The following is a 19866-nucleotide window of genomic DNA, read 5'->3' as shown; positions in this document are numbered from 1 at the left end:
CGACACGAGCGGATTAGGGATCAGCCCTCGTAGATCGGGAAGCGGGCACAAAGGGCGGACACACGCTCACGCACATTGGCTTCGACGGTCGGCTCGCCATGCTCACCCTTATCGCGCAGTCCTTCCAGAACGTCGGCGATCATGTCGCCAATCGCTTCGAACTCGGCCACGCCGAAGCCGCGCGTCGTTCCGGCGGGTGAACCCACCCGGATGCCGCTGGTCTTGGTCGGCGGCAGCGGGTCGCCCGGCACGCCATTCTTGTTGCAGGTGATGAAGCTGCGCTCCAGCGCCTCGTCGGCGTCCTTGCCCGAGATGCCGTATGGCCGCAGGTCGATGAGCGCCAGATGCGTGTCCGTGCCGCCGGAAACCACGGCTAGGCCGCGCTGCTCCAGCTTGGCGGCGAGCGCCTTTGCGTTGGTGACAATTGCCTGGGCGTAGGTCTTGAACTCGGGACGGAGCACCTCTCCGAAAGCAACGGCCTTGGCGGCGATGACGTGCATCAGCGGGCCGCCTTGCAGGCCGGGGAACACTGCCGAGTTGATCTTCTTGGCAATGGCTTCGTCATTGGTGAGGATCATGCCGCCGCGCGGACCGCGTAGCGTCTTGTGGGTGGTCGTGGTTACGACATCAGCGAAACCGAAAGGCGTCGGGTGTGCGCCACCTGCAACAAGCCCTGCAAAGTGCGCCATATCGACCATCAACAGCGCGCCCACCTTGTCCGCGATCGCGCGGAACCGGGCGAAGTCCAGGTGACGGGGATAGGCAGATCCGCCCGCGATGATGAGGGTCGGCTTTGCCTCGATCGCTTGCGCTTCCAGAGCGCCGTAGTCGATCAGATGCGTGTCTTCGCGAACGCCGTATTGCACTGCGTTGTACCACTTGCCCGACAGAGCAGGCTTCGCACCGTGAGTAAGATGGCCGCCCGCATCGAGCGAGAGGCCCATGATGGTATCGCCCGGCTTGGTCAGCGCCAGCATCACCGCACCGTTCGCCTGCGCGCCGGAATGAGGCTGCACATTGACGAAGCCGCAGTTGAAGATCTGCTTCGCGCGGTCGATGGCGAGCTGTTCGACTTCATCCGACGGCGCGCAGCCCTGATAATAGCGCTTTCCCGGATAGCCCTCGGCATATTTGTTGGTGAAGACGCTGCCCTGCGCCTCCAGCACCGCCTTTGACACGATATTTTCCGACGCGATCAGTTCGATCTGATTCTGCTCGCGCTTCAGTTCCTTGGTGACGCCAGCGAACACGGCCGGATCGGCATCGGCCAAGCTGCGCGAGAAATAGCCTTCCGCGCGGATATCGGACAGGTCGGGCTGGGCGAGGGGTGCGGTGCTCATCGGGCAGGCTCCTTAAAGCGCGGGCTGAGAGAGTTTTTCGACGCGGCCGCTATGACGGCCACCGCCAAATTCGGTGGATAGGAAGGCAGTGACGCACGCCTTCGCCATATCGACGCCGGTCAGGCGCGCGCCGAGGGCCAGGACGTTGGCGTCATTATGCTCGCGAGAAAGCGCGGCAGACAGTGGTTCGGAGACCAGTGCGCAGCGGCAGGCCGGGTTGCGGTTGACGGCGATGGAAATACCGATGCCCGATCCGCAGAGCGCAATCCCGCGCTCGGCCGCGCCTGATGCAACGGCAGAAGCCAGCTTGTACCCAAAGTCGGGATAATCCACCCGGTCGGCCGTCGCGGGGCCAAGGTCATCGACCTCATGCCCTTCGGAGCGCAGCCAGTCTGCGAGTTCCGCCTTCAGATCAACGGCGGCATGATCGGAAGCGATGGCGATTTTCACGGCGAGGTCGTCCTGTCACGCAAAAGGTGATTCGTTCCCGCGCCTCTTAGGGGGAGCGGCGGGCAATTGCCACAGTCCAGCTGGCCGCTTATGGCCTGCCTCATGGCAGCAACGATTTTATCCATCCTGATGCTGGCGGGTTTGCTCCTGACCGGCGGCGGCGTTTACGCAATCGCGAAGAAGGGCGACCGCAAACGCGGCGTGCTGATGATTATAGCGGGTCTGGTGATGTTCGCCAATGTCGCGATTTCCGCCATTCCCGGTCCGGATGTGTCAATGCTGGAGCGGCGGGCGCACTGATCAGGCGCGCAGGGCAAGCGCCGCCAGCAGATCGGTTTGCGTTACCAAACCTCGCAGCTTTCCATCATGATCGACGACGACCGCCTCTCGCCGCATGCCGCTTGTGAGAGGACGTAGCAACTGCGCCACCGGAGTGTCCTTCGTCACAAGCAACGGGTCTGCGGCGATATCGCGAACTTGCGCCCCCTCGCGGGAAAGGTCCAGCGGGCCGATGACGCCGTTGACCTGACCAGCATCGTCCAGCACGGGCAAGGACAACAGACGGCGGCTATGCAGCAGCTGGCGCGCGTGGGAGATGGGCTCGCTTCCTCGAACGGATATTACATCGCGCGACATGATCTCGCCGCATGTCAGCGTCCCATGACTCCGCTCGGCTGCCCGGACTTCCGCATGATGTAGAACGACCTGCAAGTCGGCGGGATCGACGTCCAGCACATCGCCATAGGCGTGTAGTGCTTCCTTCACATCTTCTTCGGAAGGAGGCGTGCGCAGCAATGGCGCAGGGTCGCTGGTTCCGTGTGCGCTGGGCGCCTTGGGGGCCACATGCGGATAGCTATGCCCGGCGAGCCGATGGAAAAGGATCGCAATCGCCAGCAGCAGCGCGGTATTGAGACCTACCGGCACCAGGGCAAACATATAGCTTGGCGCGCCATTCGCAGCGCCCAGCACGGCCGATAGCGCGACCGCGCCACCCGGCGGATGAAGACAGCGGAGCAGGGACATGCCGGCTATGGCGCATCCTACTGCCAGCGCTGCGGCGATGGTCGGGTCCGGGATCAGCCGCGCGATCGTTATGCCGATGAGCGCCGACACGACGTTGCCGCCAAACACGGACCATGGCTGAGCCAGCGGACTTGCCGGGACGGCGTACAGCAGGACAGCAGACGCCCCCATCGGCGCGACCAGCAGGGGATGAGCGACGCCGTTCCCCAACATGAGGCCGCAAAGCAGCCCGGTGATTGCGATCCCGCCAATCGCCCCGCTCGCCGCCTTCAACCGGTCGAAAAAGCCGGGGCCGGGCGGGGCGGGGATGAAGGCGCTATAGTAGCGGCTCCATATCAGGCGATCATTCTTTTCCGCGCTCATTGTCGGGCGCGGCTAGCCGCCTGCCGCCGCATGGCCAAGCGCAAAATTATATATGCGTTCAAATGCCTGCTTCCCGAGCAGCAAAAACCCTCCCCTTGGCGTGAAGGGGAGGGTCTAAGAGCGATTGCAGTCTTAGGTGGAGGGCTCAGCGGATGGGTGAATCCGGGGCCAGCCGCATGTCGAGATAATTATCCACCGACTTCATCAGCTGATCGAGTTCATGTTCGAAAAAGTGGTTCGCACCGCGAATCTCGTCATGATGGATCGTGATGCCCTTTTGCGTGCGGAGCTTATCGACCAGCTTCTGCACTGCGCTGGCGGTCACGACTTCGTCCGCGGTGCCCTGTACGATGATGCCCGAAGCGGGGCAGGGTGCGAGGAAGGAGAAGTCGTACATGTTCGCCGGGGGCGCGACCGAAATGAAGCCGCGGATTTCCGGACGGCGCATCAGCAACTGCATGCCGATCCATGCGCCGAAGGAAAAGCCTGCGATCCAGGTCGTCTGCGCTTCGGGATGGAAGCTTTGCACCCAATCGAGCGCCGCGGCGGCGTCGCTGAGTTCGCCGATGCCGTTGTCGAACGTGCCCTGGCTGCGGCCTACGCCCCGGAAGTTGAAGCGGAGCACGGCAAAGCCACGCTTCACAAAAGTCTTGTAGAGCGCCTGGGTGATGCGATCATTCATCGTGCCGCCGCCCTGCGGGTGCGGATGCAGGATCATCGCGACAGGTGCGCGGGGACGGGGCGGGGGGCTGAAGCGGCCTTCGAGGCGGCCTTCGGGTCCGGGGAAGATAACGTCGGGCATGGCACCTATTATGGTTCTGGCCGCCACCCGGAGAAAGGAGGCCGGCGGTTGGATGCGGGCGCGGCAAAGCCAGTGCTGGCGTTGCGCGGCAGACCGCCTATATAGAAGGCGCCGCCATTTCCGCAATCAATGAGTAACATCGCCTCGTGGCCGCCGATCGCCTTTATCTGGACCATGCCGCCACCACCCCGATGCTCCCGGAGGCGAAAGCCGCGATGGTGGAGGGCATGGAACGCTGGGCCAACCCGTCCAGTCCGCATGCGGAAGGACGCGCCGCGCGGGCTGCGCTGGAGGATGCCCGGTCGCGGATCGCTACCGCGCTGGAATGGACGGGGCATGTTCTGTTCACCTCTGGCGCGAGCGAGGCGATCGCCATCGGCCTGACGCGGGCGAAGGCGAGCAGGATCGCGACCTCGCCTGTCGAACATGATTCGGTCCTCCGCGTAACGCCCAAAGCTGATCGCTTGCTGGTCACGTCCGAAGGGCTGATCGATCTTCGAAATCTCGATGAGGGAACTGGCCAGATCATCGCCGTCCAGCACGTCAATAACGAAACGGGCGTCATACAGCCTCTGGACCAGATGGCCCGCGATGGGGTCATCCTCTTCGCCGATTGCGCACAGAGCTCGGGAAAGCTTCCCCTGCCGGAAGCGGACATGATCGCGATTAGCGCTCATAAATTCGGCGGCCCGCCCGGCGTCGGCGCGCTGTTGGTGCGAGACCTGGCGTTGCTGGAGCCGAGCGGCGGACAGGAGCAGGGCTATCGTGCGGGCACCGAAAATCTTCCTGCGGTATTGGCCATGGCGGCGGCTTTGGAAGGACCGGGGGACTGGTTAACTTCAGCAGCCCGGCTCCGCACTCGCCTCGACGCTGCGATCGAGGAAGCAGGCGGCGAGATCATCGCGCGTGATGCGTCGCGCATCGCCACTATCGCAAGCTACCGTATGCCCGGCATCTCCGCCCGGTCGCAGCTTATCCAGTTCGACCTCGCGGGCATTTCCGTCTCCGCCGGCAGCGCCTGTTCTTCCGGCTCGCTCAAGACCAGCCATGTCCTGCGCGCAATGGGCTGGGACGAAGCAGCGGCCGGAGAGGTCATCCGCGTCAGTTTCGGCCCGTGCACAAGCGAGGCGGACATCGACCGCTTCGCGGATCAGTGGATCAAGATGGCTGGACGGCTCCGATGACCATCTATCTGGATTATCAGGCGACAACTCCCCTCGCGCCCGAAGCGTTCGATGCCATGGTCCCGCTGCTGCGCGACCAGTTCGCCAATCCACACAGCGCGCACCGGCTGGGAAGGGCGGCTGCAGCTCAGGTTGAGCGGGCACGGGACGAGATTGGCGCGCTCCTGCCGGATGGCGGCCGCCTGCTTTTTACATCGGGCGCGACAGAGGCGCTCAACCTCGCGATCCAGGGTGCTCCCGCTGGCGGCATCGTGACGCTGGCGACGGAGCATGCGACGATACTCGACACTGTTGCCGCGCTTGAAGCCAAGGGCAGGCAAGTGACGGTCCTACCGGTGGGCAATGATGGACTGGTCGATCTGGAAGCAGCAGAGGCCGCGATCCTGCCCGGCGTTGGGCTGGTCGCGGCGATGCTGGTGAACAATGAGATCGGCGTCATACAGCCCGTCGATAAGTTGGCTGACCTCGCTCATCGTGCTGGCGCATTGTTCCTCTGCGACGCCGTTCAAGCATATGGGCGCGTGCCGATCCCCGATAGCTGCGACATGGTGGCGGTCAGCGCGCACAAGATCCACGGGCCAAAAGGCGTCGGCGCTTTATGGCTGCGCGACGGGGTGCGATTAAGCCCGGTGATGCACGGTGGAGGGCAGGAGGCGGGCCTTCGGTCCGGCACGCTGTCCCCGGCGTTATGCGCTGGGTTCGGGGTGGCCGCCCGGCTGATGCGCGAAAGGGCGGAGCAGGACCACGCTCATGTCGAGACGCTTTGGCGGCGCGCGCTCACGCTGTTCGAAGGCTGGACGCTCAACGGCAGCGCAGATGCGCGCTATCATGGCAATCTCAACATCCGGCGCGAGGGGTTGGACGGCGCTAGATTGTTGTCCGATTGCCGCGATGTCGCATTTTCGCTGGGTAGTGCTTGCGCTAGTGGCTCCGGGCGGCCTAGCCATGTGCTGCGCGCCATTGGCCTGTCGGACCGGGGGGCGCGCGGATCGGTGCGGATCGGCTTTGGTCGCTACGCGACGTTGGCTGAGTTGGAGAGCGCTGCACGCATAATGAATGAGGCGGCAGCCGTACAAGCGGCGCCGTAGTCAAGGGAAGTCGCAATCATGATCAGGGTCACGTTCATCAGTGCAGATGGGGAAAACCGGCAGGAGGTGGATGCCGCCGCCGGATCGGTCTTGCTGGACGTGGCCCAGGCGGCGGGCCAGCCGCTGGAGGGAACATGCGAGGGGCAGATGGCTTGCTCCACCTGCCATGTCATTGTCGAAGCGGGCGATTTTTCCAAGCTGAAGGCGGCGAGCGAAGCGGAAGAAGACATGCTGGACCTCGCCGCCGCCGCGACACGCACCAGCCGTCTGTCCTGCCAGATCGTGCTGGAGGAAAAGCTGGACGGCCTCACCGTTCGCATTCCCGGTGAATCCCATAATATGCAGGGCATGTAAGGGGTGCGTCTGCATGCCGTGTTGATGGCAGCGGCCCTGACGTCGATCGTCGGCAGCGCCGCCGCGCAAGAGGACAAGGCGCGCCAATCTCTGCTGCCGCCAGCGCCTCGCTACATGGTCAGCGAATCGGCAATGAAGACCGTTCGTAATCCGCGCACCATCGAGCAGGAAAGCGGCGGCCGTTTGGGCATAGCGCTAGTGGACAATAAAGGCGCCCTCCTCCTCGGCTTCAATCGGGACGAGCGCTTCGCCATGTGTTCGACCTTCAAGGCCCCTTTGGCCGCCGCAGTGCTGATGGGCGCGGATGCGGGGCGGTTCGGGTTGGATGGGCAGGTGGCCTTCACCCAGGCCGATATTCTCGACCATGCGCCAGTCGTGAAGGCGAATGGAAAGCGCGGTCGCTTGTCGATGGCGGAACTGGCTGAAGCGGCTGTCGAGGTCAGCGACAATAGTGCGGCGAACCTACTGTTGCCGATGATCGGCGGCCCCGAAGGGCTGACCGCCTTCGTCCGGGCGCATGGCGACACCGTGACCAGGCTGGACCGAACGGAGCCCGCCCTTAACGAAAATATGGAAGGCGATCCCCGCGACACCACCAGCCCCGCAGCGATGGCGAGCCTCATATCGCGTCTCCTATTTCGTGACATGAAGGCCGAAAGCGCAAGCCGTCTGATGACTTGGTTGAATGCCAGCACGACCGGGGACGAGCGGATCAAGGCTGGCCTGCCACCGGGCTGGACTTCGGGCAGCAAGACGGGAAGCTGCGGCAGCGCCTTCAACGATGTGGCGCTGGTAAAGGCCCCATCGGGCGAGCAATATGTGCTGGCGATCTACCTCGATCGACCGACTGTGGACGCCAAGGCTGCCGAGGCCGCCATCGCCCAGGCGGCGCGCGCCGCTCTAGATTTTGTGTCAAAAGCCCAGCGTACTGGGCTGGAGTAAGCCGCCCCTTGCCATTGCCGCAGCCTTTCGCCATATGCCGCGCCGGGAGTCGGGCGGACGTGGTCGTCGCCAACTTGGTCAGGTCCTGACGGAAGCAGCCACAACGATTTCGCCGCGGGTCGTTCCGGCTCCCACCTTTATCCGGCTTTCCGGCTTCGACAGCCGGTCCTCAAGCCGCTAGATTGTTTCCATGTCCGATTCACCTCAGCCATATCGCGTGCTTGCGCGCAAATACCGGCCGCGCAACTTCCGCGAATTGATCGGGCAGGACGCTATGGTCCAGACGCTCGGCAATGCCATCCGGCGCGGAAGGTTGGCGCATGCCTTCCTGATGACCGGCGTGCGCGGGGTCGGCAAAACATCGACCGCCCGTCTGATCGCCAAGGCGCTGAACTGCGTCGGGGAAGACGGACAGGGTGGTCCCACGATCGATCCTTGCGGCGTGTGCGAACCTTGCCGCGCGATCGCCGAAGGGCGTCATATCGACGTGGTGGAGATGGACGCCGCCAGCCACACAGGCGTCGATGACGTTCGCGAGATCATTGAGGCGGTGCGCTATGCGGCGGTCTCCGCTCGCTACAAGATATACATCATCGACGAAGTCCACATGCTCTCAAAGAACGCGTTCAACGCGCTTCTGAAGACGTTGGAAGAGCCCCCGGCTCATGTGAAATTTCTGTTCGCCACGACGGAAGTGAACAAGGTGCCGGTCACGGTGCTTTCCCGCTGCCAGCGCTTCGACCTCCGCCGCATCCCGGCGGAACTGCTCGCTGCCCATTTCGCGCATGTCGTCGAAGCCGAGCAGGTGGCGGCCGAAGAAGACGCACTGGCCCTCATCGCGCAGGCTGCCGAAGGGTCGGCGCGCGACGGTCTCTCCATTCTCGATCAGGCGATTGCGCATGCCGAGATGGGCGAGGGCGCTCCGCTGGTCACCGCTGCTCAAGTGCGCGAAATGCTGGGCCTCTCGGATCGGGGAGCGGTTCGCCGGCTGCTGGGCCTGCTGTTGGAAGGTGACACTGGGGCGCTGCTGGGCGCGGTGCGTGAGCAATATGCGTTGGGCGTCGAGCCGTTGGCGCTGATGCGCGGGTTGCTGGAACTGGTTCATGCCGTGACGCTGGTGAAGGCCGGGCGCGACATCGCCAATCCCGGTCAGTCAGCGGAGGAGCGCGAGGCGCTTGGCGATTGGGCCTCGCAAATCGGGTTTGCACCGCTTCATCGTCTTTGGCAGTTGCTGCTGAAAGGCCATGAGGAGGTGGGTAATGCCGTCTTCCCGATCGAATCCTGCGAGATGGCGCTGCTGCGGGTCATGCACGCGGCTTCCATGCCCGACCCGGGCGAGATCGCGAGGCTGTTGCGCGAAGGCGGCTCTGTTGCAGTCGCTCAAACTGCTTCGGCGCCGGTCGCGTCTGCGGGCCCTTCTGCGTCCCTACCAAAAGATGTGCAGGCGGTGGTCGATCTGCTTTGGGAACAAAAGAAGGGGCGGCTCGCTGACTTCCTTCATGACTGTGTGCGGATCGTCCAATTCGATCCGCCCCAAGTGGAATTGCAGCTGACGCAGGATTGGAACGAGGGCGATTTTTGCCGCACGCTGGCCATTGAACTGCAGCGGGCGACTGGCGTCACCTGGCAGATCAGGCGCAGCGAAGGAAGCGCGGCTCCGTCCCTGCTGGAGCAGCAACAGGAAAATCAGGCGCGCGAACGCGCCGAGATATTCGATACCCCGGTAGTGAAGGCTGTGCTTGAGGCCTTCCCCGATGCCGACCTTGATCGGACCGAACCATGGAGCGCAGAGCGATGAAAGATTTGAACGAAATATTGGGCATGGCCAGCCGGGTGCAGGAGGAACTGCAACGCGCGCAGGACAATCTCGACAAGATCGAGGTTGAAGGCGCTGCTGGCGGCGGCTTGGTGAAGGTTCGCGCCTCGGCCAAGGGGCGCATCGTCGCCGTTTCGATCGACGACAGCCTGCTTGCTCCGTCCGAAAAGCAGATGCTGGAAGACCTTGTCGCCGCGGCCTTTAACGACGCGCGCAAGAAGGCGGATGAGGCAAGTTCCGCCGAAATGTCGAAGATGACCAGCGGCTTGCCGCTGCCGCCCGGCTTCAAATTGCCCTTCTGATCGGGACATCAATCAGGGGCGGTTCATTCCTTCTTTAATAGGATGACGCGATTGAATGCCGCGATGATTGTCCCCATAAAGCGAAGACCGCACGGCAAAGCTAAAATAGGCGGCCTCCCGGAGATTGAATGACTACGCAATATCCCCTTCTTCCGCTGCGCGACATTGTGGTTTTTCCGCAGATGATCGTGCCCCTGTTCGTCGGCCGCGATAAGAGCGTCGCTGCGCTTGAGTCCGCGATGGAGGGGAATAAGGAAATCTTCCTCGTGTCGCAGCTTGATCCGGCTGAGGACGATCCGGGGCGGGATTCGCTATACGATACCGGGGTTATCGCGATCGTATTGCAGCTGTTGAAGCTCCCCGATGGCACCGTCCGCGTGCTGGTGGAAGGTAAGCATCGCGCACAATTGGAATCGATCAGCAACGCCGAAAATCATCTGGTCGCTGCCGTCGATCCCATCGACGAGATCGCGGCGGAAGGCCCCGAGGCTGCCGCCCTGATGCGCTCCGTCGCCGAGCAATTCGAAAATTACGCCAAGCTCAACAAGAAGCTGCCCGCCGAAACGCCGGTGCAGCTGCGCGAGATCGAGGATGCGGGCCGCCTCGCCGACGCGGTCGCGGCCAACATCAATGTGAAGGTCGCGGACAAGCAGTCGCTGCTGGTCGAGGCTGACCCCGTGAAGCGTCTGGAGATGGTGTTCGCCTTCATGGAGGGCGAACTTGGCGTGCTGCAGGTCGAAAAAAAGATTCGCGGCCGCGTGAAGCGCCAGATGGAGAAGACCCAGCGCGAATATTATCTGAATGAGCAGCTGAAGGCGATCCAGCGGGAGCTGGGCAATAGCGAGGGTGAAGAAGGCGACGAGCTGGCCGAACTGGCTGACAAGATCGCCAAGACCAAGCTCAGCAAGGAGGCTCGCGCCAAGGCCAATGCCGAGTTCAAGAAGCTGAAGGGCATGCAGCCCATGTCGGCTGAAGCCACGGTCGTGCGCAACTATCTCGACGTGCTGCTCGGCCTCCCGTGGGGCAAGAGGGGCAAGGTCAAGACCGACCTGAAGCGCGCGCAAGCGATCTTGGACGAGGATCATTTCGCGCTGGAAAAGGTCAAGGACCGGATCATCGAATATCTGGCCGTGCAGGCGCGCACCAATAAGCTGAAAGGGCCGATCCTGTGCCTCGTCGGCCCTCCAGGTGTCGGCAAGACCTCGCTTGGCCGTTCGATCGCTAAGGCCACGGGCCGCGAATTCGTGCGCCAGTCGCTGGGCGGCGTGCGCGACGAAGCTGAAATCCGGGGTCACCGCCGCACCTATATCGGCTCGCTGCCCGGCAAGATCGTGACCAACCTCAAGAAGGCCGGGACGATGAACCCGCTCTTCCTGCTGGATGAGATCGACAAGCTTGGCCAGGATTTCCGCGGCGATCCTGCCTCGGCGCTGCTGGAGGTGCTGGACCCCGAACAGAACAGCAAGTTCCAGGATCATTATCTGGAGATCGATGTCGATCTGTCCGACATCATGTTCGTGACGACGGCCAACTCGCTGAACCTGCCCCAGCCGCTGCTCGACCGCATGGAGATCATCCGGCTCGAAGGTTATACGGAGGACGAAAAGGTCGAGATCGCGCAGCGCCACCTGCTGGCGAAGCAGATCGATGCTCACGGCCTCAAGGAGGGCGAGTTTGAGGTCACCGAGGCCGCAGTGCGCGACCTGATCCGTTACTATACCCGCGAGGCCGGCGTGCGGACGCTGGAGCGCGAAGTGGCGCGGCTGGCGCGCAAGGCCCTGCGCAAAATTCTTGAGGGCGCGTATGACAAGGTCACGATCACGCCTGAAAATCTTGCGGATTATGCTGGCGTCAGGAAGTTTCGCCACGGCGTTGGTGAAGAGGAGAACCAGATCGGTGCCGTCACCGGCCTTGCCTGGACCGAGGTTGGTGGCGAATTGCTGACCATCGAAGCGGTGACTGTGCCTGGCAAGGGTGCGATCCGGACAACGGGCAAGCTGGGCGAGGTGATGACCGAGTCGGTGCAAGCAGCCTTCTCCTATGTGAAGGCTCGTTCGCCGGGTTACGGCATCAAGCCCAGCATCTTCACGCGCAAGGATATCCACATCCACCTTCCGGAAGGCGCGGTGCCCAAGGATGGTCCGTCCGCGGGCATCGGCATGGTGACGACCATCGTATCGACGCTGACCGGCATCCCCGTTCACAAGGATGTGGCGATGACCGGCGAGGTGACGCTGCGCGGCCGGGTGCTGCCGATCGGGGGCTTGAAGGAAAAGCTGCTCGCGGCCTTGCGCGGCGGTATCAAGACGGTGCTCATCCCGGCGGAGAACGAGAAGGATTTGGCGGAAATCCCCGCCAATATCCGCGAAGGGCTGGAGATCGTGCCTGTGTCCCATGTGGACGAGGTGCTTTCAAGAGCGCTAGTTTCCGTACCCGAAGCGATAGCCTGGACGGAAGAGGATGACCTCGCCGCGCAACCGAGCCCCGCTTCCGGGCGGGATGGAGACGCGACGCTCCGTCACTAACAAGGGGACCACTGGCGACCAACCGCCATTTTCGTTGAGGTTTGCCCACTTGGTGGAAAATCTCATCGGAGGTGGCGGCTTCGTCGCTTTCCCTTTGACAGTTGTTTAAAGCTACGCCTTATTGCGCCGCCTACGCCGCGATTCCTTAGGTATTCACAAGCTAGAAGGGGGTTCCCAAGGTATGAACAAACAGGATTTGATCAGCGCTGTTGCCGAAAGCAGCGGCCTTAGCAAGAGCGACGCCAGCAAGGCCGTCGAAGGCGTATTCGATTCCATTTCCGCCGCGCTGAAGAAGGGCGACGAAGTCCGCCTGGTCGGCTTCGGCACCTTCTCCGTTTCGCAGCGTAAGGCTTCCACCGGCCGCAATCCGCGGACTGGTGAAACGATGACCATCAAGGCTTCGGCTCAGCCCAAGTTCAAGGCGGGCAAGGGTCTGAAGGACTCGGTCAACTGATAAAGGCTGGCGCCGGTTCGGGCGCCTTTGTCGAGATAATCGCAGGCGTCGCGGTCTGAAGGTTTAGGGGGAGTTGAGCTGCAAGAGGGGAAGGCCCCATTGCAGCGGTATGCTGAAATGGAAAGGGGCGTGGGCCGTGGGTCCGCGCCCCATTTCTTTTTCCGCACATCGCGCGCAATTGTCAGCTTGACGACTTTCAAATGGCCGCATATGTGCCGCTTCTCTCTTGGGCCGAATGGCCCTGTGGCGATCGTAGCTCAGTTGGTTAGAGCGCCGGTTTGTGGTACCGGAGGTCGCGGGTTCGGATCCCGTCGATCGCCCCATTTTCTCCCTTCGCTGGTTCGAGCGGGCTTCGCAGAAGCCTTCGACCCTTCTATAGCCGGGCTATGGACGATGCGCGCGACAAGGGGCTGACCCTCAATCCAAAATATGACCGTGACGGACTGATCACTGCCGTCGTGACCGATGTCGAGAACGGCGATGTCCTGATGGTCGCTCACATGAATGAGCAGGCGCTGCAACTGACCATTCAGACCGGCTTCGCCCATTTCTGGTCGCGCAGCCGCCAATCGCTGTGGAAAAAGGGGGAAACCTCCGGCCATATGCTGCAAGTCCGCGACATTCGCATTGATTGCGATCAGGACGCATTGTGGGTGAAGGCAGTGCCGGCGGGGCCGACATGCCACACCGGCGCGCGCTCCTGCTTCTTCCGCCGCGTGGGACCAGAGGGCCTGACTGCTGTTGATGCCGCGGAATAGTCTGTTTGCCCTGCTGCTTCTGGCGGGGTGTCAGGGCGAAGGTGGGCGCTCCACAACAACGTCAGGCGACACACCGTCCGCGACCGGTCTGGAACAAGCGGCGATCGAAAGCGGCGTGATCGCGAATGCCGCCAAGCTCTCCCCAATCGGCCTCTTCCAACGCAGCCATGAGGCTGGCCGCGACGCGTTATGCGTCATTCCTGGTCGGTCAGGTGACTTTCGTTTCGGCACGGAAGCCATCTTCGGAAAAGAGGAGCGTTGCCGGGGGCAGGGGACGGCAAAGCGCGCTGGCGACAAGCTGATCCTGAAGTTCAGCAGCGCTGGCGGCTGCATCGTCGTGGGTCAATATGACGGCGATCAGCTTTCCCTACCAGGCGTCCTCGACATGAAATGCGCCGACCTGTGCGACGGGCGTGGATCGCTGGAGGGCGTCAGCTTTCCCCGCGTGGGAAGCGATGCGGCGTCTGCCCTGCGAGCGCAGGATCGCGACGGGGACCCGCTCTGTAACCCGGAATGAGCATGCTTACCCAGTGTTGCGAGCTTGGCTGAGGTTGAGCATCTTGCCGTTCGTGATGATGACGAGATCGCCCAGCTTGACCGCGTTGAACAGCTTTCGGGCGAAGGCCGTGGGGACGCCGATGCAGCCATGGGTCGCGTTGCCCCATTGGACGTCGCTGCCGTGGATCGCGACACCGTCATTTGTCAGCCGCAACATATAGGGCATAGGCGCGTCATATAGTGTCGATACATGATCGGCGTCCTTCTGCGTGACGGGGAAGGCGCCCAAGGGGCTGGGTTTGTCGTCGACGCCATAGATGATCACGGCGGCGCCGATTTCATGACCTGCGCGGAAAACAGACAACGTCTGCGCTTTCAGATCAACGGTGATGATCAATGGGCCAGCCGCAGGAGCCTGGCTTTCGTCCCACGCATAGTCGCCATGACGGAAAGGCTGGGTGATCGGCAGTACGCTTTTCACCACCAGCGCGTGCGGATCCACGAGCAATGGCTCGGCGCGGCTCCGCTCGGCTACCGGGGTCGCAACGGCCGCTCGCGCTGAAGGCTCCTTCGGCACAGACGAGCGCAAATCCCGCCCGCGGTCCACATAGCTGCTGACCAACAATGCAACAGCGCCGATCGCACCGCCGACAAGGAGTTTCGGCCCTACCGCCTTCGCCAGGCTTTTGATCAACCGCACCATGTTCATCCTCTTGGACGAAAAAGGTTAAGTTCAGCCTTCGCGATCGACCTCCGCCGCCGCAATTGCGGTGAGATTGAGGATACCGCGCGCAGTAACGCCAGGGGTCAGCACATGAATAGGTTGGGCGAGCCCCATCAGCATCGGCCCGACCGTGGGCGAACTGGATGAGGCGGCCAATGCCGTCAGGGTAATATTTGCCGAATCCAGATTGGGCATGACCAGAAGATTGGCAGGTCCATCAAACCGCGAATCCGGCACCAATCTTTCGCGAAGCGACTGGCTCAGCGCCGCGTCGGCATGCATTTCACCATCGATCGTCAGGTCCGGAGCCTGCGCTCGCACCAATTGCAGCGCGGTCCGCATCTTACGCGCGCTTGGGCTGTGCGATGCGCCGAAGTTGGAATGGGAAAGGAGCGCGACGCGCGGCGAAAGTCCGAAGTGGCGAAGCTCTGTCGCACCAGCGACCGCCATCTCCGCAACCTGCTCCGGCGTCGGGTCCGGCACCATATGCGTATCCGTGATGAACAACGCGCCGGCATCCAGGATCAGTCCCGACAGCGCATAAATGCGACTGTGCCCCGCCCGGCGGTCGATGATCCGCAGGACATGCTCCACCTGTCCCCAATATTCGCTGTTGCCGCCGACCAGCGCAGCATCGACCCGCCCCGTGCGCAGCAGCATCGCCGCGGTCACGGTAGGCCGCCGATAGACATGACGCAGCAGTTCGGCGGTGGGCACGCCCTTGCGCGCAGCGATAGCGCGATAGGCCTCGACCAGTTCCCCCAGCAGTTCATGGTCGGTTTCAGGATCCACGACCTCGACATCTCGGTCCAGTTCGAAACGCAGGCCAAGGCCGGGCAGCTTGTCCTTGAGTATCCGCCGCCTCGCTACGATCACGGGACGAACTATGCCTTCGTCCAGGCCATCCTGGATTGCGCGCAACACCCGCTCGTCCTCGCCCTCGCCATAAGCGATGCGGCGGCATGTCCCGCGCGCCGCTTCGAAAACGGGCAGCATCAGTTGCGCCGAGCGCGTATTTTGCTGCGCGAGAGAGCGGCGATAGGCGTCCAGGTCCAGCGAGCGCTTGGCCACGCCGCTGTCCATCGCCGCCTTCGCCACCGCAGGGGCGATCTCCGCAATCAGGCGCGGGTCGAAGGGGGTGGGGATGATATAGTCCGGCCCGAAAGCCAGTTTGCGCCCGCCATAGGCTTGGGCAACGCTGTCATGGGCGGGCAGGCGGGCAAGGGCGGCGATCGCCTCGGCCGCTGCCGCCTTCATGGTCTCGTTGATCTCGGTCGCTCGCGCATCCAGCGCCCCCCGGAACATATAGGGGAAGCACAGGACGTTGTTGACCTGGTTGGGATAATCGGACCGGCCCGTCGCGACGATGGCGTCGGGCCGCGCCTCTCGCGCGACCTCCGGCCGGATTTCAGGCTCCGGATTGGCGAGCGCGAAGATCAGGGGATTGGGCGCCAGCAAGGGCAGCCATTCCGGCTTCAACACGCCCGGCGCAGACAGGCCGAGGAAGATGTTCGCTCCGGGGAGCACTTCCGGCAACGTCCGCGCGTTGGTGTCGCGCGCGTAGCGGGCCATGTTGGGCAACATGCCCTCCCGCCCCGAATGTATGACGCCATCCTTGTCGGTAAGGGTAACCTGTTCGACCGGCAGGCCCATGGACACCAGCAGATCGACGCATGCCAGAGCAGCGGCTCCCGCGCCGGACGTGACCAGCCGCGCTTCGGCCAGCGTCTTTCCTTGCAGCACCAGCGCATTGCGGACCGCCGCTGCGACGACAATGGCTGTGCCATGCTGGTCGTCGTGAAAGACCGGGATGTTCATCCGCTTCTTCAGTTCCGCCTCGATCGCGAAACATTCCGGCGCTTTGATATCTTCCAGATTGATGCCGCCAAAGGTTGGCTCCAGCAGGGCGACGGCCTCGATGAACTTCTCCGGGTTCGTCGTGTCCACCTCAATATCGAATACATCGATGTCGGCGAATTTCTTGAACAGGACCGCCTTGCCCTCCATGACCGGCTTGGAGGCGAGGGCGCCGATCGATCCCAGCCCCAGCACCGCCGTGCCGTTGGAGATCACCGCGACCAGATTACCGCGCGCGGTATATTCCATCGCCTTGTCGGGATCTTCGGCGATCTCCAGGCAGGGCGCCGCAACTCCAGGGGAATAGGCCAGGGCCAAGTCGCGCTGGTTCACCATGCGCTTGGTTGGCTCGATCCGCAACTTCCCCGGCTGCGGAAAGCGGTGATAATCCAGGGCTGCGCGGCGGGTATTGTCGTCCATGCAGCGGCATTAGAATTGATTTGGGATAGGAGCAATGCCGCCCGCGAACGGACAGGCGGCATTTCGTGCCGCGCGTGCTGCCGGTCGGATTAGAAAACCTGATTGGCTGATACGACGAAAAGCCCCGCTTGTGCGTTGGAGCGCTTCCCACTAAATCGCCCGCATGACATCGACCAACGACATTCGCCGCTCTTTCCTCGACTATTTCGGGGCTAACGGCCACACCATCGTTCCGTCCGCGCCTCTGGTGCCGCACAACGATCCCACGCTGATGTTCGTCAACGCGGGCATGGTGCCGTTCAAGAATGTCTTTACGGGCCTAGAATCAAGACCTTATTCCACTGCGACTAGCAGCCAGAAGTCGGTCCGCGCGGGCGGCAAGCACAACGACCTCGATAATGTCGGCTACACCGCGCGCCATCACACTTTCTTTGAAATGCTGGGCAATTTCAGCTTTGGCGACTATTTCAAGGAACAGGCGATCACTCACGCTTGGACCCTGCTGACCAAGGAATGGGGCATCCCGGCGGAAAAGCTGACCGCCACGGTTTACCACACCGACGACGAAGCCTTCGACCTGTGGAAGAAGATTGCGGGTCTGCCCGAAGAGCGGATCATCCGCATCCCGACGAAGGATAATTTCTGGGCGATGGGCGACAGCGGTCCTTGCGGTCCCTGTTCGGAAATCTTCTATGACCATGGCGATCATATCTGGGGCGGTCCTCCGGGAAGCCCCGAAGAAGATGGCGACCGCTTCGTCGAGATCTGGAACCTCGTCTTCATGCAATATGAGCAGGAAGCGAACGAGATCGTCAGCGAACTGCCCAAGCCCAGCATCGATACCGGCATGGGGCTGGAGCGCATTGCCGCCGTGCTTCAGGGCGTGCATGACAATTATGACACCGACACCTTCAAGGCGCTGATCGAAGAGTCGGGTGCACTGACCAAGACCGCCATCGACGGCGAGTTCAAGGCCAGCCACCGCGTCATCGCGGATCACCTGCGCTCGACCAGCTTCCTGATCGCAGACGGCGTGCTGCCCGCGAACGAAGGCCGCGGCTATGTCCTGCGCCGCATCATGCGCCGCGCCATGCGCCACGCGCACATCATCGGCGCGAAGGAACCGCTGATGCACCGTTTGGTCGGCAGCCTCGTTTCCGAAATGGGCGGGGCCTATCAGGAACTGGTGCGCGCCCAGCCTCTGATCGAAGAAACGCTGCTGCGGGAGGAAACCCGCTTCCGGCAGACGCTGGAAAAGGGGTTGAAGCTGCTCGACGAGGCGACTGTGGACCTTTCCGAGGGCGGTACGCTGCCCGGCGAAACCGCGTTCAAGCTCTACGACACCTATGGCTTCCCTTATGACCTGACCGAAGACGCGCTGCGCTCACGGGGCCTTGGCGTCGATCGGACCGGCTTCGACGCTGCGATGGCCGAGCAGAAAGCCGCCGCGCGCGCCGCCTGGAAGGGCTCGGGCGAAAAGGCGTCGGATGAAATCTGGTTCGATATCGCCGAAAAGGCAGGCAATACCGAGTTCATCGGATACAGCTCGACCGAGGGCGAGGGCGAGGTGCTGGCGATCGTCAAGGACGGTGTGAACTTCGACAGCGCGACAGCTGGCGAGACGGTCACGATCATCACAAATCAGACGCCTTTTTATGGCGAAAGTGGCGGCCAGATGGGCGACGCTGGCACGATCAGCTCGCAGGCGGGGCTTGTCGCGGATGTCGAGGATACCTCCAAGCCGCTCGGCCGGCTGCACGCTCACAAGGCGAAGATCGGGGCCGGCAGCATCAAGGTCGGCGACACGGTTCACCTCACCGTTGATGTGAACCGCCGCGACCGCATTCGCGCCAACCACAGCGCCACTCACCTGCTGCACGCTGCCCTGCGCCACCAGTTAGGCGCGCATGTGACGCAGAAGGGTAGCCTCGTCGCGCCGGATCGCCTGCGCTTCGACTTCTCTCATCCCGAAGCGCTGACCCACAGCCAGATCTCCGCGATCGAAGCTGATGTGAACGAGCAGATTCGTCATAATGAGTCGGTTACGACCCGCCTGATGACGCCCGATGACGCCATCCAGGCGGGCGCGATGGCGCTGTTTGGCGAAAAATATGGTGACGAAGTGCGCGTGCTTTCCATGGGTAAGGGCGACGCCCACAGCTATTCCGTCGAACTGTGCGGCGGCACTCATGTCCGCGCGACGGGCGATATCGCTCTCTTCAAGATCATCTCGGAAAGTGCCGTCTCTTCGGGCGTTCGCCGCATCGAAGCGCTGACCGGCGAAGCTGCGCGCCTCTGGCTTTCCGATCGCGAGGATCGCCTGCGTCAATCCGCCGCCGCGCTCAAAACGACGCCGGAGGAAGTGCCCGCACGCATCGCCGCGCTGGTCGAGCAAAGCCGCAAGCTGGAACGCGAGTTGGCTGAAGCGAAGAAGGCGCTGGCCCTTGGCGGCGGCGGCTTGGCCCAGGCGGCAGGTCCTGAACAGGTTGGATCAATCAACTTCATCGGCCAGGTGATCGAGGGTCTCGATCCCAAGGAACTGCGCGGCTTGGTCGATCAGAACAAGGCGAACCTCGGGAGCGGCGTGTCCGCCGTCCTCGCCGTGGTCGATGGCCGGGCGAGCATCGCCGTTGGCGTAACCGATGACTTGGTTAGCACGATCAGCGCCGTGGACCTTGTCCGCGCTGGCGTTGAAGCACTTGGCGGCAAGGGCGGCGGTGGTCGCCCCGACATGGCGCAGGGCGGCGGTCCCGAAGGGGACAAGGCCAGCGCTGCGATCGAAGCGGTGAAGGCCGCTCTCGCAAAGGTTCCTGCCTGACGAGCGCCGTTCCCCTGCCGTGAAGCAGGAGAACGGCGTAGTGCCGTCACCACCATACCTTCATGTGCTACCATACCGTCATGCCAGCGAAAGCTGGCATCTCGGGAGGTGAGCGCAACCCAAGAGGCTAAAAATCCTCTCCTACGCC

18 protein-coding genes, 1 tRNA gene and 1 other RNA gene are annotated in these 19866 nt (G+C 62.8%); 14 read left to right on the top strand and 6 right to left on the bottom strand.

Features of this window, described 5'->3' with window-relative positions:
* Positions 1 to 20 precede the first annotated feature (20 nt).
* Together glyA and rpiB are read right to left on the bottom strand one after the other, a co-directional pair.
* Entirely contained in the window at positions 21 to 1340 is a 1320-nt protein-coding gene (gene glyA, locus EP837_RS01495) for a serine hydroxymethyltransferase (RefSeq protein WP_066523901.1), read from the bottom strand.
* A 12-nt stretch (positions 1341 to 1352) separates the two neighbouring features.
* Positions 1353 to 1790, bottom strand: coding sequence for a ribose 5-phosphate isomerase B (rpiB, locus tag EP837_RS01490; RefSeq protein WP_066523900.1), 438 nt, complete (start codon positions 1788 to 1790; stop codon positions 1353 to 1355).
* A gap of 102 nt (positions 1791 to 1892) precedes the next feature.
* On the opposite strand from rpiB, the gene EP837_RS01485 reads away from it, so the two are divergent.
* Positions 1893 to 2090, top strand: coding sequence for a hypothetical protein (locus tag EP837_RS01485; protein WP_066528479.1), 198 nt, complete (start codon positions 1893 to 1895; stop codon positions 2088 to 2090).
* Here EP837_RS01485 and EP837_RS01480 read toward each other — a convergent pair whose 3' ends face one another.
* Both EP837_RS01480 and EP837_RS01475 read right to left on the bottom strand, forming a co-directional pair.
* The gene (locus EP837_RS01480) at positions 2091 to 3176 is read right to left on the bottom strand and encodes an HPP family protein (protein WP_066523899.1); all 1086 of its coding nucleotides are present in this window, start codon (positions 3174 to 3176) and stop codon (positions 2091 to 2093) included. It abuts the gene before it with no gap.
* A 145-nt stretch (positions 3177 to 3321) separates the two neighbouring features.
* On the bottom strand, positions 3322 to 3978 hold the full coding sequence (locus tag EP837_RS01475) for an alpha/beta hydrolase (RefSeq protein ID WP_037463024.1): 657 nt from the start codon (positions 3976 to 3978) through the stop codon (positions 3322 to 3324).
* A gap of 146 nt (positions 3979 to 4124) precedes the next feature.
* Here EP837_RS01475 and EP837_RS01470 point away from each other — a divergent pair, with 146 nt between their 5' ends.
* The 12 genes from EP837_RS01470 (at position 4125) to EP837_RS01415 (ending at position 13918) form a co-directional block, all read left to right on the top strand.
* Positions 4125 to 5162: a cysteine desulfurase family protein gene (locus EP837_RS01470; RefSeq protein ID WP_066523898.1), complete on the top strand. Its 1038-nt coding sequence runs from the start codon at positions 4125 to 4127 to the stop codon at positions 5160 to 5162.
* The gene (locus tag EP837_RS01465) at positions 5159 to 6250 is read left to right on the top strand and encodes a cysteine desulfurase family protein (protein ID WP_066523897.1); all 1092 of its coding nucleotides are present in this window, start codon (positions 5159 to 5161) and stop codon (positions 6248 to 6250) included. Before EP837_RS01470 ends, EP837_RS01465 begins: the two co-directional genes overlap by 4 nt.
* Positions 6251 to 6268: 18 nt before the next feature.
* Positions 6269 to 6604 (top strand): 2Fe-2S iron-sulfur cluster-binding protein, encoded by a 336-nt coding sequence (locus EP837_RS01460; RefSeq protein WP_066523896.1) that lies wholly within the window; start codon positions 6269 to 6271, stop codon positions 6602 to 6604.
* Between the two features lie 3 nt (positions 6605 to 6607).
* Positions 6608 to 7546 carry an SGM family class A beta-lactamase gene (gene blaSGM, locus EP837_RS01455; protein ID WP_066523895.1) on the top strand — a complete coding sequence of 313 codons (939 nt, stop codon included), beginning with the start codon at positions 6608 to 6610 and terminating at the stop codon, positions 7544 to 7546.
* 41 nt (positions 7547 to 7587) lie between these two features.
* An RNA gene (ffs, locus tag EP837_RS01450) (signal recognition particle sRNA small type) lies at positions 7588 to 7685 on the top strand.
* 51 nt (positions 7686 to 7736) lie between these two features.
* Positions 7737 to 9344, top strand: coding sequence for a DNA polymerase III subunit gamma/tau (locus EP837_RS01445; RefSeq protein WP_066523894.1), 1608 nt, complete (start codon positions 7737 to 7739; stop codon positions 9342 to 9344).
* Positions 9341 to 9664 (top strand): YbaB/EbfC family nucleoid-associated protein, encoded by a 324-nt coding sequence (locus tag EP837_RS01440; protein WP_066523893.1) that lies wholly within the window; start codon positions 9341 to 9343, stop codon positions 9662 to 9664. The genes EP837_RS01445 and EP837_RS01440 overlap by 4 nt, the downstream gene beginning before the upstream one ends.
* Before the next feature lie 128 nt (positions 9665 to 9792).
* A complete protein-coding gene (gene lon / locus EP837_RS01435; protein WP_066523892.1) occupies positions 9793 to 12189 on the top strand; it encodes an endopeptidase La in 2397 nt (798 codons plus the stop codon).
* Positions 12190 to 12370: 181 nt separating this feature from the next.
* A complete protein-coding gene (locus tag EP837_RS01430; protein WP_066523891.1) occupies positions 12371 to 12643 on the top strand; it encodes an HU family DNA-binding protein in 273 nt (90 codons plus the stop codon).
* Between the two features lie 246 nt (positions 12644 to 12889).
* A tRNA-His gene (locus EP837_RS01425) sits at positions 12890 to 12966 on the top strand.
* A gap of 63 nt (positions 12967 to 13029) precedes the next feature.
* On the top strand, positions 13030 to 13401 hold the full coding sequence (hisI, locus tag EP837_RS01420; protein WP_066523890.1) for a phosphoribosyl-AMP cyclohydrolase: 372 nt from the start codon (positions 13030 to 13032) through the stop codon (positions 13399 to 13401).
* Positions 13388 to 13918, top strand: a complete 531-nt coding sequence (locus EP837_RS01415; protein ID WP_066523889.1) for a hypothetical protein — start codon at positions 13388 to 13390, stop codon at positions 13916 to 13918. Before hisI ends, EP837_RS01415 begins: the two co-directional genes overlap by 14 nt.
* Positions 13919 to 13924: 6 nt before the next feature.
* Here the strand turns inward: EP837_RS01415 and EP837_RS01410 are convergent, their stop codons facing one another.
* Together EP837_RS01410 and EP837_RS01405 are read right to left on the bottom strand one after the other, a co-directional pair.
* A complete protein-coding gene (locus EP837_RS01410; RefSeq protein ID WP_066528476.1) occupies positions 13925 to 14602 on the bottom strand; it encodes a L,D-transpeptidase family protein in 678 nt (225 codons plus the stop codon).
* 30 nt (positions 14603 to 14632) lie between these two features.
* Positions 14633 to 16900 carry an NADP-dependent malic enzyme gene (locus EP837_RS01405; RefSeq protein ID WP_066523888.1) on the bottom strand — a complete coding sequence of 756 codons (2268 nt, stop codon included), beginning with the start codon at positions 16898 to 16900 and terminating at the stop codon, positions 14633 to 14635.
* 163 nt (positions 16901 to 17063) lie between these two features.
* On the opposite strand from EP837_RS01405, the gene alaS reads away from it, so the two are divergent.
* A complete protein-coding gene (alaS, locus tag EP837_RS01400; protein WP_066523887.1) occupies positions 17064 to 19718 on the top strand; it encodes an alanine--tRNA ligase in 2655 nt (884 codons plus the stop codon).
* Positions 19719 to 19866 lie beyond the last annotated feature (148 nt).

Origin of the sequence: Sphingobium sp. EP60837 (assembly GCF_001658005.1) — a bacterium.
Taxonomy (GTDB): domain Bacteria; phylum Pseudomonadota; class Alphaproteobacteria; order Sphingomonadales; family Sphingomonadaceae; genus Sphingobium; species Sphingobium tyrosinilyticum.
This window is presented reverse-complemented; position numbering and strand designations above follow the sequence as displayed.

What these genes read in the sequence shown, in the direction of transcription:
- EP837_RS01465 (WP_066523897.1), top strand. Translation starts at nt 5,159, where the DNA reads ATGACCATCTATCTGGATTATCAGGCGACAACTCCCCTCGCGCCCGAA.
- EP837_RS01440 (WP_066523893.1), top strand. Translation starts at nt 9,341, where the DNA reads ATGAAAGATTTGAACGAAATATTGGGCATGGCCAGCCGGGTGCAGGAG.
- EP837_RS01415 (WP_066523889.1), top strand. Translation starts at nt 13,388, where the DNA reads ATGCCGCGGAATAGTCTGTTTGCCCTGCTGCTTCTGGCGGGGTGTCAG.
- EP837_RS01480 (WP_066523899.1), bottom strand. Translation starts at nt 3,176, where the DNA reads ATGAGCGCGGAAAAGAATGATCGCCTGATATGGAGCCGCTACTATAGC.
- EP837_RS01410 (WP_066528476.1), bottom strand. Translation starts at nt 14,602, where the DNA reads ATGGTGCGGTTGATCAAAAGCCTGGCGAAGGCGGTAGGGCCGAAACTC.
- EP837_RS01430 (WP_066523891.1), top strand. Translation starts at nt 12,371, where the DNA reads ATGAACAAACAGGATTTGATCAGCGCTGTTGCCGAAAGCAGCGGCCTT.
- EP837_RS01445 (WP_066523894.1), top strand. Translation starts at nt 7,737, where the DNA reads ATGTCCGATTCACCTCAGCCATATCGCGTGCTTGCGCGCAAATACCGG.
- EP837_RS01475 (WP_037463024.1), bottom strand. Translation starts at nt 3,978, where the DNA reads ATGCCCGACGTTATCTTCCCCGGACCCGAAGGCCGCCTCGAAGGCCGC.
- EP837_RS01485 (WP_066528479.1), top strand. Translation starts at nt 1,893, where the DNA reads ATGGCAGCAACGATTTTATCCATCCTGATGCTGGCGGGTTTGCTCCTG.
- hisI (WP_066523890.1), top strand. Translation starts at nt 13,030, where the DNA reads ATGGACGATGCGCGCGACAAGGGGCTGACCCTCAATCCAAAATATGAC.
- glyA (WP_066523901.1), bottom strand. Translation starts at nt 1,340, where the DNA reads ATGAGCACCGCACCCCTCGCCCAGCCCGACCTGTCCGATATCCGCGCG.
- alaS (WP_066523887.1), top strand. Translation starts at nt 17,064, where the DNA reads ATGACATCGACCAACGACATTCGCCGCTCTTTCCTCGACTATTTCGGG.
- lon (WP_066523892.1), top strand. Translation starts at nt 9,793, where the DNA reads ATGACTACGCAATATCCCCTTCTTCCGCTGCGCGACATTGTGGTTTTT.
- EP837_RS01460 (WP_066523896.1), top strand. Translation starts at nt 6,269, where the DNA reads ATGATCAGGGTCACGTTCATCAGTGCAGATGGGGAAAACCGGCAGGAG.
- EP837_RS01405 (WP_066523888.1), bottom strand. Translation starts at nt 16,900, where the DNA reads ATGGACGACAATACCCGCCGCGCAGCCCTGGATTATCACCGCTTTCCG.